General features: G+C 64.7%; 12 protein-coding genes and 1 tRNA gene. 4 read left to right on the top strand and 9 right to left on the bottom strand.

Annotation, left to right across the window (positions count from 1 at the left end; all coding sequences use genetic code 11):
* Positions 1-375 precede the first annotated feature (375 nt).
* The 4 genes from H9654_RS15535 to H9654_RS15520 all read left to right on the top strand — a co-directional run bounded on the left by H9654_RS15535 (position 376) and on the right by H9654_RS15520 (position 4189).
* Entirely contained in the window at positions 376-690 is a 315-nt protein-coding gene (locus tag H9654_RS15535; protein ID WP_220550369.1) for a hypothetical protein, read from the top strand.
* On the top strand, positions 690-953 hold the full coding sequence (locus tag H9654_RS15530; protein ID WP_191771696.1) for a hypothetical protein: 264 nt from the start codon (positions 690-692) through the stop codon (positions 951-953). The genes H9654_RS15535 and H9654_RS15530 overlap by 1 nt, the downstream gene beginning before the upstream one ends.
* A gap of 10 nt (positions 954-963) precedes the next feature.
* Positions 964-2523 carry a PepSY-associated TM helix domain-containing protein gene (locus tag H9654_RS15525; protein ID WP_191771695.1) on the top strand — a complete coding sequence of 520 codons (1560 nt, stop codon included), beginning with the start codon at positions 964-966 and terminating at the stop codon, positions 2521-2523.
* 217 nt (positions 2524-2740) lie between these two features.
* Positions 2741-4189: an insecticidal delta-endotoxin Cry8Ea1 family protein gene (locus H9654_RS15520; protein ID WP_191771694.1), complete on the top strand. Its 1449-nt coding sequence runs from the start codon at positions 2741-2743 to the stop codon at positions 4187-4189.
* Positions 4190-4350: 161 nt separating this feature from the next.
* Here the strand turns inward: H9654_RS15520 and H9654_RS15515 are convergent, their stop codons facing one another.
* The 9 genes from H9654_RS15515 to H9654_RS15475 form a co-directional block, all read right to left on the bottom strand.
* Positions 4351-5715 carry an insecticidal delta-endotoxin Cry8Ea1 family protein gene (locus H9654_RS15515; RefSeq protein WP_191771693.1) on the bottom strand — a complete coding sequence of 455 codons (1365 nt, stop codon included), beginning with the start codon at positions 5713-5715 and terminating at the stop codon, positions 4351-4353.
* A 408-nt stretch (positions 5716-6123) separates the two neighbouring features.
* A complete protein-coding gene (gene pnp, locus H9654_RS15510) occupies positions 6124-8232 on the bottom strand; it encodes a polyribonucleotide nucleotidyltransferase (RefSeq protein WP_101100737.1) in 2109 nt (702 codons plus the stop codon).
* Between the two features lie 151 nt (positions 8233-8383).
* A complete protein-coding gene (rpsO, locus tag H9654_RS15505) occupies positions 8384-8644 on the bottom strand; it encodes a 30S ribosomal protein S15 (RefSeq protein ID WP_057507957.1) in 261 nt (86 codons plus the stop codon).
* Positions 8645-8815: 171 nt separating this feature from the next.
* Positions 8816-9724, bottom strand: a complete 909-nt coding sequence (gene truB / locus H9654_RS15500; protein ID WP_191771692.1) for a tRNA pseudouridine(55) synthase TruB — start codon at positions 9722-9724, stop codon at positions 8816-8818.
* An 88-nt stretch (positions 9725-9812) separates the two neighbouring features.
* Complete coding sequence (gene rbfA / locus H9654_RS15495; RefSeq protein WP_042613000.1) at positions 9813-10196, bottom strand: 30S ribosome-binding factor RbfA; 384 nt, start codon at positions 10194-10196, stop codon at positions 9813-9815.
* 89 nt (positions 10197-10285) lie between these two features.
* Positions 10286-12931: a translation initiation factor IF-2 gene (gene infB / locus H9654_RS15490; RefSeq protein ID WP_182656637.1), complete on the bottom strand. Its 2646-nt coding sequence runs from the start codon at positions 12929-12931 to the stop codon at positions 10286-10288.
* Between the two features lie 92 nt (positions 12932-13023).
* Positions 13024-14535: a transcription termination factor NusA gene (gene nusA, locus H9654_RS15485; RefSeq protein WP_042613002.1), complete on the bottom strand. Its 1512-nt coding sequence runs from the start codon at positions 14533-14535 to the stop codon at positions 13024-13026.
* A 4-nt stretch (positions 14536-14539) separates the two neighbouring features.
* Positions 14540-15124, bottom strand: a complete 585-nt coding sequence (gene rimP, locus H9654_RS15480; RefSeq protein ID WP_042613003.1) for a ribosome maturation factor RimP — start codon at positions 15122-15124, stop codon at positions 14540-14542.
* A gap of 332 nt (positions 15125-15456) precedes the next feature.
* Positions 15457-15533, bottom strand: a tRNA-Met gene (locus H9654_RS15475).
* Positions 15534-15859 lie beyond the last annotated feature (326 nt).

The following is a 15859-nucleotide window of genomic DNA, read 5'->3' as shown; positions in this document are numbered from 1 at the left end:
TTGCTGTGCCCGCGCGGCGGGCTGGCATGCGGATCCGGGCAAGGCCCGGGCAATAAAAAAGCGCCGCGAGGGCGCCTGGATGGGAGCCTTCGGGTGCAGGTCAGCAGTGGGCGATGGTAGTGCTCATGTCACACGCTCGGCCGGCGCTTGGCGCGGGCCACCTGGATCCAGTGGGAGGGCTGTGGTTGATCTTAAACCAGCGCGGCACAAAGCCCAAGCGCATCGGCCGCAGTCGCCTGAATAGCGGATACTGGATCGCGCAAAAGTCAATGATTACCATACGCGTGTGTCGCTGCACCTTCTACCCTCCGGATCCCCGATGACCCCGCTTCCTGATCGTCGCCCCTCGTTGTACCTGGCGGGACTTCCACGCTGATGCAGGTGCCCACCATCGGATTGTCCTCGCTGGGCTTCTGCTCGCTGGCGATGCTGGCCACCGCACTGTCCGCACTGGCGTTCTATGCCGCTTCGCCTCACTGCCGCTGGCCACGGCTTCATCGCGCCGGCCGGCTGGGCCGGGAGATCGGCACCGTGGCCGCCGTTGCCGGCCTGTGGCTGTGGATGGCCGACCTGGGTGTCGGCGCCGGCCTGGTGATCGCCCTGTGCGTGTGGATGGCGATCGCCATGCTGCTGCCCACGCTGGCAGCCTGGCACCGTCCGGCCGCGCTGCCGGCCAGGAAGCCGCGCTGATGTGGCCGCGCGCCTTTGCTGGCCTCATTGCGGGCCTGTTCGTGGCCGCCGCGATCACCGGACTGGCCGCATGGTTGCCGCCCGGCCCCTGGGCCTTCGCGTTGGTGCCCAGCCTGATCGCCTTCATCCCGCTGTGGATGCTGGCGGCGGTGTGGGCCTTCAGCTTCCGCAGCGGGGCGCGCGCATGGGGCGTAATGGGCGCCTGTGCTATCGGTGGCTTCCTCCTGCTGTGGCTGCTGCGCCTGTCCGGCGTAGTGCAATGAGAATGATCCAATGAAGTTCAGCTCGCAGACCCTGCGCACCTTCACCACGCTGCATACCTGGGTCGGCCTGGTGGCCGGCTTCGCGCTGTTCGTGGCGTTCTACGCCGGCGCGCTGACGGTGTTCCACCATGACATCCCGCTGTGGCAGACGCCGGCATCGGTGGACCAGCCCGCCGCCACCCTGGCCGACGCGCAACGCCTGTTGGACAGCGTGCTGGAACGCCACCCGGCCGCGCGCGCGCACATGGGCATGACCTTCCCTGGCGGCGACCATCCGCAGCCAATCGCCTACTGGCAGGATGCCAAGGGAACCTGGCAATACGCCTGGCTGGACCACTACGACGGCAGCCTCACCCCGCCGCAGACCGGCCTGGCCGAACTGGTCAATGAACTGCACTACACGCTGGGCCTGCCGGTGGCCGGCATCTACCTGATGGGCATCGTCAGCCTGCTGTACGGCGTGGCGGTGCTCAGCGGGCTGGTGATCCACCTGCCGAAGCTGGCCGGCGACCTGTTCGCGCTGCGCCCGGGCCGCAACCTGAAACAGTTCTGGCAGGACGCGCACAACATCATCGGCGTGCTCAGCCTGCCCTTCCACCTGATGTTCGCCGTCACCGGGGCACTGCTGTGCCTGGTGTTCCTGCAGATGGCCCTGCTCAACCCACTGATCTACGACGGCAAGCTGATGCAGGCGGTACCGTCGGCGATGGATACCGCGCCGGTCCGGGCAGCCAGCGGCACCGCCGGCGAGGCGGTCAACCTGGCCGACCTGCATGCGCGTTCGCTGCAGGTAGCCCGCGATCAGGGCGTGCAGGGCTTCGAACCGGCCTACCTGAAGCTGGCCAACGCTGGCGACGCCGCCGCCACCATCGAGATCACCGGCGAGTCCGAAGGCACGCTCGGTCCGGCCGGCGCGGTCGCCTTCGACGTCGCCAGCGGGCGCCTGCTGGCCAGCCAGTTGCCGGGCCGCCGCGATGCCAACCATGCCACCCTGAGTGCGGCATATGCCCTGCACTTCGGCGAGTTCGGCAATGGCGTGGTGGCCTGGCTGTATTTCCTGCTGGGCCTGGGCGGCGCCTTCCTGTTCTACTCCGGCAACCTGCTGTGGATCGAGTCGCGGCGCAAGCGGCGACAGGTCGAGCAAGGCCGCGCGCAGGTCAACATGGCGCGCGCCACGGTCGGGGTCTGCATTGGGCTGGTGGTGGCGATCTCGGCCGCCTTCGTCGCCGCGCAAGTGCTGGAGCGCGTGGCACCGCATGCGGTGGATGCCGGTATTGGCTGGGTATGTTTCCTGACCTGGGGCGCGTGCGCACTGTGGGCCGCACTGCGTCGCCCGGCCCAAGCCGCGCGTGAACTGCTGTGGGCCGCCGCCGTGGTAACCGCACTGGTACCGCTGGCGCACGGCGCGCTGAGTGGATGGTGGTGGTGGACCAGCGCAGGCCATGGCCACTGGGCGTTGTTCTGGGTGGATGCGGTGGCGCTGGCCATGGCGGTGGGGTTTGCGGTGCTGGCGCGTGCGACGACGCGACGGGCCCGGCATGGCGATCCGCACAGCGTGTGGGCGGACTGACGATCAACGCATGCGCGGGATCATCCACTGCAAGCGCAGGCGCCAGGCACGGATGGACCCGTCGCGTGCTATCGACATTGCCCACGCGCTACCGGTAATGCCCTAGCCATCATTGCGCTTTCACCCCGCCCTTTCCTGGTGCATTTTCCGCTGCCGCCAGCGAGCTCGTGAGCTGAAGCTTGACGCACCAACCGGTCCGTCAAAGCGAGGTCAGCCAATGAAGCTTCATGATTTTCCCACCACCGACACGGCTCAGGCGGTCCCCCGCGACCCCGTCCGCAGAAGACTGATGGCCGCCGCTGCACTTGGATGCACGTCTCTAGCAGCCGGCTCCCTGCAGGCCTCGCCAACCCGGCAGACGACGCTCCAGATCGATTCCCGGCTACCCACCATCACCGCGCCCAACGAGCCAACCGGCGAGCTCTACGACCTGATGCGCGCGTCAACGCTTGGCGCCCTTAATCAAACGCCCGTGGTGGGTGGGCTGCTCTCCTACGTGGGAGCTCTGTTTCTTCCCAAACAAGGCGAAAAGCCTGAGGTGATGTGGCGCGAATACACCGACAAGCGCATTTCTGAAACCGTGTTCAATCTGGTGAAGGCCGATCTTGAAGGATTGACCAGCGTCTCAAGAAGTTACCGGGATGCAGTAACTGCGCAGGACCGTCGGACAATCCATTCGCAGAGCATAGCGAGCAATGCCCAATTCTCAACGCTCATTCCACGCTTCCAGCTGCAGGCTGAGCGGATAGAGTTGCTACCTCTCTTCGTCGTCGCTGCGACCCTGCACCTGGCGCTGCTGAGGGATATCGCCCTGACCGGACTGGAGATCGATTTCAACGCCGAATCGGTGCAGAACTACAAAAACGAGCTCACCAACCGGATCGAGGCCTACACGCGTCACGTGGACGATACAGTGGAGGCGGCCATCGCCAAGGCACGCGGGGATAACCCAAACGACGGCACGCCCGCCCGACGCAACCAGCCACTATCCGCGATGCTGGCCGAGAAGGCGCGGCTGCAGCTTGAAGCAATTGATCAGCGTGACACCTGGTTTGCCTTTGACGCGACAAAGTATCCGGACAAGAAACGCGTAACGCTGCTGCGTGAGATATTTTCCCCTATCGCGGGATGGTGGGACCTGGATTCACGCGCACCCGACGAAATTCCGGACTGGAAGACCCCTGGGACACGCATCAACCGGATGGAATTCTGGGTTCGTGCGCAGTGGAACACCCGGTGGTTGTCTGCAGTAAAGCTGTACTACGACCAGACGGACGAGACATTGCAGACCGGCGAAATCATTGGGGATCGTCGTGACTTTGTAATCAATGAAACTTGGATTAAACACGTAGAGACGTCGTACACTGCCGGAGTCGCCCAGATCGGCCTAACCACGAATCGTGGCGGGTTCGTGGCCGTGGGTCGCGAGCTTCAGGGCAACGAGTCGAAGGTGAGCAGCGGATACGCGAGGCACAGGCTTCAATCAATCCGCAGCGTTGGCAAGGGCCGCGCCAGTGGTGCAGCGCATGACGCGATCAGCGGCCTCGTCTACGGCTTTGGCTTGGAACAACCCAGCGTCATGCGCATCCACCCGGAAACCGACGCACGGATTGTCCCCGTCATTGCCCCCCACCTGATCGATTGGATACGCAGACCGGTGGACTGACAGCGAACTCCACAGCATGGTCCGCCGGGAGAAAGCGGGCGTTACGCCCACTTTCTCTTCCAGCAGCCCACTGCTGGCGCATCGGCTGCTTGCGATGAAGGGGTCTTCAGTGGCCGTTGCTCAAGCAGACATCCTTGCCCGACAGGCGAGACCACAAGGGTTCAGTCCGCGATCCACCTGAGCAACTGCGGCGCCATGTTGGGCGCCAGCCGGTCGTAGGTTTTCAGACTGATCGGGACGGCCTCCTGGTTGAGCAACTGAAAGCCCACGATTAGGCTGCCCACTGAAAGCAGTGCGGGCGCCCGGCCATGACCCTCCGACCTGATGGATGACACGCGATGCCCCGTGTAGCTGATGGAGGCCGTCTTGGCGCCGGAGTTGGGACCGCCACCCTGCCAGAACGTTCCGTTGTTATGGTCGACTTCCAGACGCGCAATGCCCTGCAGGTATCTCGCCCTGACCTCGCTCAAATGGTACGACGTGTTCCGCAGGAGCAATCGCTTGCCTTGGCCCCCGCGAAATCCGGTTTCCAGCTCGGATCCATCCTGGTACACGACATGGATTCCCTGGAGCCAGAACGCACCTCCGGGTGAGCCGACTCTGCTCAATCCCAGCTCGCTTATCCGAGACGCCGGCGGCTGCCATGTCGGCAGGGCGTCTGGCGAAATATTCCTCCTGTCCCACTTGCCGATGATTGGAGAGAAAACTTCACGATTCAGCCGGACCGTGACCGGCGCGGGGAAGCGTACCGGATCGAACGCATACCAGGTATCGCGCATGTCGATGACGGCGATCTGCAGTGCCGCCTTTACCTGCAGCATCTGCGTCAACGGCTTGTTGCTCTCGTAATAATCCTCCTTGCGCCAGTCGTAGGGATTGTTCACCCTGGCCGCCTGGATGGCGGCGGCGACGTATCGGTCAACATGCGCGGTGTAACGGGCAATGCAGTCCTTGGCCTGTGCTTCCAGCGTGCTGCGATAGGCCGGGGTGTAACCCAGGTCGATCGCCTTCAATGCCATGTCGCGCAGCAAAGCAAGATGCAGCGAGGCGGCAATGACATAAAGGGGAAGCAAGGATACTTCCTGTCCCGCCTGGGCGAAGCGGGGCACAGCGCCCACGAACTGGGTATTGGCGGCAATGCTCTGCGTGCTGATCGCGACCATGTCCCCGGAGCGCACCGCATCGGCGTACAGCTGTACTACTCCGGTGAGGCCAAAGAGATCAGCCTTCACCAATTGCAACAGCGCCTCGGAAATCCGCGCGTCGACAACCTCACGCCACAGCTGCTCGGCGGAGTTTCCGACGGCAGGAATGAACAGCGCGCCCAGGTAGGAAAGGAAGCCGCCCACTACCGGCACCAGATTCAGCCCTGCCAGCAGTGACTCGCGCAGGACCGTGAGCGCATCGTCATCGGCGCTGGCATTGCCAACCCTGCCAATGGGTTCACCCCATGAATCCACCAAGCCTTGGTGGGCCAGCAACGGTGCCGCTACCAGGCAGGCTGAACCGGCCAGCGCGGACTGCATCAGGCGGCGCCTGCCGGGATCCTCGATCGGAGCGACCGAGTTACGGAGATGGGAATTACGGAATTCTGACGACATCGGCGTGGACCTCTCTGACTTCTGCGTGGATGCGCCAACACCAGAGGGATTCTCCACGACGCGGACCAGGTCCTTGCCCGGAAGAATCACGATGGTGCCGGCGTGCCCACTGTTGGTCAGCCAGGGTCGACCCCGCACATCCCCGGTGCATCGCCTGCCACGTACAGCACCCTGCATCGCAGCTGCCCCTCATCCGGCTGTCCGGGACGCAGCCGTCTATGCCGATGGCGCGCCTCGGCGTGCCTTCGGTGCCCCGTTCCGTGCGGGAACCACAGGCAAAGAAAAAGCGGGCCGAAGCCCGCTTTTTCATTCCAGCAGAGGTGCGGCGACCGATTACTCGGCAGACACACCCTCGCCTTCTTCGACGGCCTTCATCGACAGGCGGATACGGCCCTGCTTGTCGACTTCCAGCACCTTGACCTTGACCACATCGCCTTCCTTCAGCACGTCGCCGACCTTCTCGACGCGGTCGCTGGAGATCTGCGACACGTGCACCAGACCATCCTTGCCCGGCAGGATGGTGACGAAGGCACCGAAGTCCATGATCTTGGCGACCTTGCCTTCGTAGATGCGACCCGGCTCGACGTCCGAGGTGATCTGCTCGATGCGGGCCTTTGCGGCCTGCGCAGCGATGGCATTGACCGACGCGATGATGATGGTGCCGTCATCCTGGATGTCGATCTGGGTGCCGGTTTCCTTGGTGATGGCCTGGATGGTGGAACCGCCCTTGCCGATCACTTCGCGGATCTTGTCCGGATGGATCTTGATGGTCAGCAGGCGCGGCGCGTAGTCCGACAGCTCCTGGCGCGGTGCCGTCAGGCCGTGGGCCATCTCGCCCAGGATGTGCAGACGGCCAGCCTTGGCCTGCTGCAGTGCCTGCTTCATGATCTCTTCGGTGATGCCTTCGATCTTGATGTCCATCTGCAGGGCGGAGATGCCCTCAGCGGTACCGGCCACCTTGAAGTCCATGTCGCCCAGGTGATCTTCGTCACCCAGGATGTCGGACAGGACGACGAAACGCTCGCCTTCCTTGACCAGACCCATGGCGATACCGGCCACCGGCGACTTGACCGGCACGCCGGCGTCCATCAGGGCCAGCGAGGAACCGCACACCGAGGCCATCGACGAGGAGCCGTTGGATTCGGTGATTTCCGACACCACGCGGATGGTGTACGGGAAGGCTTCCAGCGACGGCATCACGGCGAGTACGCCGCGCTTGGCGAGGCGGCCGTGGCCGATTTCGCGACGCTTCGGGCCCATCATGCGGCCGGTCTCACCCACCGAGTACGGGGGGAAGTTGTAATGGAACAGGAAGTTGTCCTTGTACTCACCGGACACAGCGTCGATCACCTGACCGTCGCGGGCGGTGCCCAGCGTGATGGTCACGATGGCCTGCGTTTCACCGCGGGTGAACAGCGAGGAGCCATGGGTACGCGGCAGGATGCCGGTCTTCACGGCGATCGGGCGGACGGTGTCCAGCGCACGGCCATCGATGCGGACCTTGGTGTCCAGCACCGAGTTGCGCATGGTGCTGTATTCCAGCTCGCCGAACTCCTTGGACAGCTCGGCCGGATTCCAGCCTTCCGCGGCCACGCGGCCAGCCAGCGACTCGAACACGTCCTTCTTGATCGCCGAGATGGCGTCACGGCGCTGCAGCTTGTCGCGCACCTGGAAGGCTTCGCCCAGGCGCGGGCCGATGGCTTCCTGCAGGGCGCTGATCAGCACGTCGTTCTTGGCCGGGGCGGTCCAGGTCGACGGCTTGGTGCCGGCTTCCACGGTCAGCTCGTTGATCGCGTTGATGACCTTCTGCATTTCGCGGTGACCGAAGGTCACGGCGCCCAGCATCACGTCTTCGGACAGCAGCGCGGCTTCGGATTCGACCATCAGCACGGCGTTGGAGGTACCGGCGACAACCAGTTCCAGCTCCGAGTCCTTCAGCTCGGTCACGGTCGGGTTGAGGATGTACTCACCGTTCTTGTAGCCGACCTTGGCAGCGGCGATCGGACCCTTGAACGGGGTGCCGGCCAGCGACAGCGCGGCCGAGGCACCGATCAGCGCGGCGATGTCGCCGTCGATGTCCGGGTTCAGCGACATCACCGTGGCGATGATCTGCACTTCGTTCTTGTAGTCTTCCGGGAACAGCGGACGGATCGGGCGATCGATCAGGCGCGAAATCAGCGTCTCTTTCTCGGTCGCACGGCCTTCACGCTTGAAGAAGCCGCCCGGGATACGGCCACCGGCGTAGAACTTCTCCTGATAGTCACAGGTCAGGGGGAAGAAGTCCTGGCCCTCACGCGCGCTCTTTGCGGCAACGGCGGAGACCAGCAGCACGGTATCGTCGAACTTGACGATGACGGCACCGCCGGCCTGGCGGGCGATTTCGCCGGTCTCAAGCGTGACGGTGTGTTTGCCGTACTGGAAGGTTTTGGTGATTTTTGCCACGGAGGGTGTCCTTGGGATGCTGTCTGCGAATGGACCGTCGGCGACCCGTGCCGCCTGCGGGTGACCGGTCGTTCCGGTCTGAATGCGATGGGTATTACGGTGCTACAAAACAAAACCGCGGCGCATCGCTGCGCCGCGGAGGATTCGTTGCTTAGCGACGCAGGCCAAGCTTTTCGATCAGACCCTTGTAACGGGTCACGTCTTTCTTCTTCAGGTAGTCGAGCAGGCTGCGGCGGCGGTTGACCATCTGCAGCAGGCCACGACGGCTGTGGTGATCCTTCTTGTGGGTCTTGAAGTGGCCGGTCAGCAGTTCGATGCGGGCGGTCAGCAGGGCAACCTGGACTTCCGGGGAACCGGTGTCGGCGGCGCTGCGCTTGTTGTCTTCAATAACCTTCTGGGTGTCGATCGACATTTTCTTTTCTCTTCTGATGCGGGGCCAGCAGGAACGTGTTCACGCACCGCTTGGCTCGCCGTAGGCTGATGATGATCCTGCACGACGCAGGGTGCCCGTGAAAGGGCCGCAAAATTGTAACGGGAGCGCCCTCCCGGAACAAGGTCCGGGGCTGAATGGCCCCGGCGGATGTCACCGATTGAAGCGCCGCTGGGACGCCAGCAGCCCGCTTTCATCGACCTGCCCCAGCCCGCAGGCAGCGCCGTCAGCGCCATGGACCACCACTAGGCCTTGCGGCCAGCGGGTGTCGCGTTGACGCTGGCCCAGGCAGAAGCGGGCCGCCTGCTGTTCATCCAGGTCGACCCGGGGGTAATCCACCAGCCCGGCCGAAAGCGGCAACAACAGGGCTTCCATGCCGGTTTCATCACCGGAATCGGCCATGCTGCGCAGCTGGTCGAGGGTGACCATCGCCGGTTCGGCGAACGGCTCCACCCACAAGCGGCGCAGCGCGCTGATGTGCGCCCCGCACCCCAGCGCCTCACCAAGGTCGCGGGCGATGCTGCGGATATAGGTGCCCGAGCCGCAGGTGACGCGCAGGCGCAGGCGGTCCGGCTGCTGCTCGAGCACCTCGATGGAGCGCACTTCGACGTCGCGTTCGGGCGCCTCGATGGCATCGCCACGACGGGCCTTCACATACAGCGGTTCCCCACCCTGCTTGAGCGCGGAATAGATCGGGGCACGCTGGCGGATGTGGCCGGTCAGCGCCGCAAGTGCAGCCTGCAGGGCATCGGCACTGATCTCCGGCACCGGGCGCTGCAGCAGCACCTGCCCTTCGGCATCATCGGTATCGGTGGTCTGGCCGAGCACGACTTCCGCATCGTAGGCCTTGGCCGAGCCGAGCAGCAGGCCGGCGATCTTGGTGGCCTCGCCGAAGCACAGCGGCAGCAGGCCGGTGGCCAGCGGATCCAGGCTGCCGGTGTGGCCGCCCTTCTCTGCACGGAACAGGCGCCGGGCGACCTGCAGGGCCGCGTTGGAGCTCATGCCGCTGGACTTGTCGAGCAGCAGGATGCCGTCCAGGCGACGGAATTGGATACGTGTCATGGATGTTCATCGTAGCGCCGGGCACTCCCCGGCGGGCAGGATCCGTGATGCAGGCAGTCGCCGGGCTTCATCCGGCGTCAGCGGATCCTTACTCTTCGTTGCCTTCGCGCTTCTTTTCCGCCGCGACCGTGTCGGGCAGCTCACGCAGCAGGTTGTCGATGCGCTCGCCGCGATCGACCGAATCGTCGTAATGGAAATGCAGCTCGGGCACGTGGCGCAGCTTCATCGCACGCGCCAGTTCCATGCGCAGGTGCCAGGCCAGTTCCTTCAGGCCCTTCATCGCCTCTTCGGAGCGCTCGGCCATCAGCGCGGTCACGAAGATCTTGGCATGGGACATGTCGCGGGTGATTTCCACATCGGACACGCTGACCGAGGGCAGCCCGTGTTCGCGCACGGCGTTGTGCACCAGGGTGCCAAGTTCGCGGCGGATCTGGGCGGAAACACGGTCGGTTCGATGGAAAGTCTTGGGCACGCGGCAGGGCTCTTTTATTTGGGGGGTGACACGATGAACGGTGATGCCTTGAAGCAGGACCGGGCCTTTCGGCCCGGTCCCTTGCAGCATTACAGGGTGCGCGGCACTTCGATACGCTCGAAGCACTCGATCTGGTCACCCGGCTTGACGTCGTTGTACGCCTTCACGCCGATACCGCACTCGGTACCATTGCGGACTTCGTCGACGTTTTCCTTGAAGCGACGCAGCGATTCCAGCTCGCCCTCGAACACCACGACACTGTCGCGGAGCACGCGGATCGGCTTGTTCCGCTTGACGATGCCTTCCACGATCATGCAGCCGGCGACAGCGCCGAACTTCGAGCTGCGGAAGACGTCGCGGACATCGGCGATACCGATGATCTCTTCGCGGATCTCCACGCCCAGCAGACCGGAAGCCACCTGCTTCACCTGGTCGATCACGTCATAGATGATCGAGAAGTAACGCAGGTCGACGCCGTTGGATTCAATGATGCGACGGGCCGAAGCATCCGCACGCACGTTGAAGCCGATCACGGTAGCCTTCGAAGCGACCGCCGAGTTGGCGTCCGATTCGGTGATGCCGCCCACGCCGGAGTGGATCACGTTGATGCGGATGTCGTCGTTGGACAGACCCACCAGCGCCTGGCTGAGTGCCTGCACCGAACCCTGCACGTCGGCCTTGATGACCAGGTTGAGCACCTGCTGGCCCTCGCCCTTGCCGAGCGTGGCCATGATGTCTTCCATGCGGCTGCCGGCGGACTGCACCAGGCGCGATTCACGGCGCTTGGTTTCGCGCTGCTGCGCCACGTCCTTGGCCAGACGCTCGTCTTCGACCACCACGAAATCATCGCCCGCTTCCGGCACGCCGGACAGACCCAGCACCTGCACCGGGATCGACGGACCGGCCTGGTCAGGCTGCTTGCCGGTTTCGTCGAACAGGGCACGCACGCGGCCGTACTGGATGCCGCACACCAGGTAGTCGCCCTTCTTCAGCGAACCCTGCTGCACCAGCACCGTCGCGACCGGGCCACGGCCCTTGTCCAGCGAGGATTCGATGACCACGCCGCTGGCGCGGCCGTCGGCCACGGCCTTCAGTTCCAGCAGTTCGGCCTGCACGGAAATGGCTTCCAGCAGGTCGTCGATGCCGAGACCGGCCTTGGCCGAGATCTCCACCATCTGGATGTCACCACCGAAGTCTTCGGATACGACCTGCTCGGTGAGCAGCTCGTTCTTCACGCGCATCGGGTCGGCACCGGACTTGTCGATCTTGTTGATCGCCACGATCAGCGGCACGTTCGCCGAACGCGCGTGCTGGATCGCTTCCTTGGTCTGCGGCATGACGCCGTCATCGGCAGCCACCACCAGCACCACGATGTCGGTCAGCTTGGCGCCGCGGGCACGCATGGAGGTGAAGGCGGCATGGCCCGGGGTATCCAGGAAGCTGATCACGCCCTTCGGCGTTTCCACGTGGTACGCACCGATATGCTGGGTGATGCCACCCGCTTCGCCGGTGGCGACCTTGGTGCGGCGGATGTAATCCAGCAGCGAGGTCTTGCCGTGGTCGACGTGGCCCATGATGGTGACCACCGGCGGACGCGAGACGGCTTCGCCGCGCTCTTCACCGGTAGCGGCCAGCAGTGCCTCTTCGACGTCGTCATTGCCGGCGCGGACCACCACGTGGCCGAGTTCTTCGGTCACCAGTGCCGCGGTGTCGTGGTCGATGCTCATGGTGATGGTCGCCATGACGCCCATCTTGAACAGGGCCTTGACCACTTCGCCGCCCTTCAGGGCCAGCTTCTGCGCCAGGTCGGCGACGGTGATGCTGTCGCCAATCGCCACTTCACGCACGACCGGAGCCGTCGGCCGCTCGAACGCGTGCGGACCACTGTTCTGGCTGCCGCGCATGTCGCGACGGCCCGGCTGCGGGCGGCTGCCCGGACGGCCACGGTTGTTGCTGTTGCTGTTGCCACGGCGCGCACGGTCGGCGGCGGACAGATGCATCTGGCCGGCGAAACGATCACCACCCGGGCGATCGGTACGGGCCGGGCCGCGGTTGTTGCGGTCATCCGAACGCGGCGGTGCGGCACCACGCGGCGGCGCGGACGGGCCACCGGCCGGCGGACGTGCGGCGCGCGGGGCGGCCGGCGCGGCATCGGCAGCCGGGCGCGCAGCAGCCGGACGGCTGGCGGCAGCGGCTTCGGCGGCCTTGGCGGCGATGGCAGCTTCTTCAGCCGCCTTCTTCTCGGCCTCGGCACGTTCCTTGGCGGCAACTTCTTCCTCGCGCTTGCGCACGATGGCTTCATCGCGCAGGCGGTCCTTCTCCGCCAACGCTGCCTGTTCATCAAGATTGCGCTGGCGGGATTCCTCCAGCTTGCGCAGGATGTCGGCGCGCTCCTCATCCGGGGTCATGCGCGCGGCCGCCTTGTCGTAGGTGCGCTTCTGGCGCACTTCCACGTTCACGGTGGTCTTGCTGCGACCCGCGTTCACCGTCACTTCCTGGTGCTTGCGGCGGTTCAGGGTGATCTTCTTGGAAGCCTCGGTGGCTTCTTCGACGGCCTGCTCGGGCTTGCCGTGGGCACGACGAAGGAAGCCCAGGAGCTTCACTTTCTCGGTGCTGGTCACGACCTGTTCGGGACCGCTGAACTTCATGCCGGCACCCGCCAGCTGTTCCAGCAGTTTTTCAACCGGTGTATTGACCAGTTCGGCAAGCTTGCGGATGGTGGTTTGCTGCGACATTCGGATCCTATGATCTTGAGGGCGCCCCCCCGTTTGTGGAGGTAGCGCGGATTCTACGCCCTGATCGGCTCAGGGCCCTGTTCATTGCCGGCTCATTCGCCGCGTTCCAGTCGGGCGATCTCCTCGGCACGGGCGGACAGGATCAGCGCCGCGGCGCGCTCCTGGTCCAGCCCCTCGATGCCGAATTCAACCACCTCGTCGGCAGCCAGGTCCGACAGGTCCTCACCGGTGCGCACGCCATGGCTGGCCAGGGCGTAGGCGGTAACCTCGTCCATGCCTTCCAGGGCGAGCAGGTCGTCGGCAGGAACGCCGTCTTCCAGGCCTTCTTCAACGGCCAGCGCCTCGTTGAGCAGCGCGTCACGGGCACGTGCGCGCAGTTCTTCGACGATGTCCTCGTCGAAGCCTTCCACCGCCAGCAGTTCGCCGACGGGTACATAAGCGATTTCTTCCACGGTACCGAAGCCTTCGCTGACCAGGATGCCAGCGATTTCCTCGTCCACTTCCAGCTTGTCCATGAACAGCTGGCGGGCCGAGGTCTGCTCGGCTTCGGACTTGGCGGTGACCTGGTCCTGGGTCATCACGTTCAACTGCCAACCGGTCAGGCGGCTGGCCAGGCGCACGTTCTGCCCGCCCTTGCCGATCGCCTGGGCCAGCCGGTCTTCGGCGACAGCCAGGTCCATCGAGTGCTTGTCTTCATCGACGATGATCGACTGCACTTCGGCCGGCGCCATCGCATTGATGACGAAGTTGGCCGGGTTCTCGTTCCACAGCACGATGTCCACGCGCTCGCCATTGAGCTCGTTGGACACCGCCTGCACGCGCGAACCGCGCATGCCGATGCACGCACCGATCGGATCGGTACGGGTGTCGTGGGCCAGCACGGCGATCTTGGCGCGGTCGCCCGGATCACGTGCGCAGGCCATGATTTCCACCAGGCCCTGGCCGACTTCCGGCACTTCCAGCTTGAACAGCTCGATCATGAACTCCGGCGCAGCGCGGCTGATGAACAGCTGCGGGCCACGCGGTTCGGAGCGCACTTCGGCCAGGTAGCCGCGCACGCGGTCACCGGCACGCAGCACGTCGCGCGGGATGCCCTTGTCCTTCGGGATGAAGCCCTCGGCGTTGCCGCCCAGGTCGACGAAGATGTTGCCGCGCTCGGCGCGCTTGACCACACCGGTGATCAGCTCGCCAACGCGATCCTTCCAGGCATCGACGACCTGCTGCCGCTCGGCTTCGCGCACACGCTGCACGATGACCTGCTTGGCGGCCTGGGCGGCGATACGGCCGAAGTCCGGGTTTTCAATCTGTTCTTCGACGTAGTCACCAACGTCGACGCCTTCGGCTTCGTCGATGGCGTCCATCAGGCGGATCTGGCGGTCCGGGGACTCCATGACCACGTCGTCTGCCACCACTTCCCAGCGGCGGAAGGTCTGGTAGGTGCCGTCCTTGTGGTCGATGACCACGCGCGCCAGCACTTCCTCATCGGGGTAGCGCTTCTTCGCCGCCGAAGCCAGGGCGGCCTCGATCGCGTCGAAGATCACTTCACGCGGCACGCCTTTTTCATTGGCGACCGCGTCAACTACCAGCAGAAGTTCCTTGCTCATTGGCTCACTCCGCGCGCGGCTTCTTGGCCGCAGGCTCGTTGGATGGATTTTTGGTCGGCTTCGGACGCTTGGCCGGACCGGTCGGCTTGCTCGGGGCCAGCCCCAGCGCCACCCAGTCGGGCATGATGCGTGCCTTGTCGATGTTGTCGGCCGACACCACCAGGGTGGTTTTGTCGACGGTGAAGCTGATCGTGCCCTGCTCGGCATCGACCGAATCGATCCGGCCCTGCAGGCGGCGACGGTTGTCCTGCGGCAGCTTCAGCTGCACCTTGGCGTTCTGGCCCAGGTGCTGGCCGAACTGCGCCAGGTTGAACAGCGGGCGGTCCACGCCCGGCGAAGACACTTCCAGCGTGTAATTGCCGCTGATCGGGTCTTCGACGTCCATCTGCGCGGACACTTCGCGACTGACGCGCTCGCAGTCCTCGACGTTGATGGTGCGCTCGTCCTGCTCGGCGATCAGCACGTCGATGTACAGACGCAGCGTAGCGCCGCCGGGTGCGGGCAGATACTCGACGCCCAGCAGTTCCAGGCCCAGCGCATCGACGGTGGGGCCGAGCAGATTCGCGATTTCGGTTGCCTTGTCGCTCACAGCCTGCCTTGTTGTTGAATGTGGAAGATATCCGGACCGCAGTGGGCCCGTTCCGGAAATGCAAAAGGGCCCGCTGGGCCCTTTGTCCGGTGAAATCCGGTCATTGGATTCCGGCCGCAGGGCGCGCTGACGCGATCCCCTGCGAAGCCCAGCTTCTGGTCGAAGCCGGTGGCGGGATGATCGCGCTCGATGCAGAGCCAACCATCAGATATACCGCCAGCCCGCCGATGATAGACCTTGCACCGGGTTGGTGCAAGCTGCGCGCACCTTTGAAGCCCCTGAAACGAGAAAAGCGACTCCGTTTCCGGAATCGCTCTCGTCTGATGCTTAGTTGGTAGCGGGGGCAGGATTTGAACCTGCGACCTTCGGGTTATGAGCCCGACGAGCTGCCAGACTGCTCCACCCCGCACCAGAAGCGGAATTATGCAGCATTCTGCTGCGCTGCGCAACCCCTGCTCAACTTTTCCTGTTGGTCTGGGTGGTCGAACGGGTGGAAACCCCCTCGCGGCTGGCTGCTGCGAAGCCGGAGCTCGGGCCGGGCCGGGCGGTGGGGCTGCGCGGGGGACGCGCACAAGTACGTCCATGTAGCGCTCGTTTCGCGCCATCCATGGCGCTCAACGCCCCCGCCCAGCCCCCCCGCCCGGCCCCCTGACAGGTTCCGGTCGCCGCCACCCGCGTATGAAAAAAATAAAGGCAGGGGTCAGAGTCCTTTCGCGTAGCGAAAGGACTCTGACC

This window comes from Stenotrophomonas lacuserhaii (genome assembly GCF_014836545.1).
GTDB lineage: Bacteria > Pseudomonadota > Gammaproteobacteria > Xanthomonadales > Xanthomonadaceae > Stenotrophomonas > Stenotrophomonas lacuserhaii.
The sequence above is the reverse complement of the archived record's forward strand: the minus strand, read 5'-3'. Positions and strand labels throughout refer to the sequence as shown.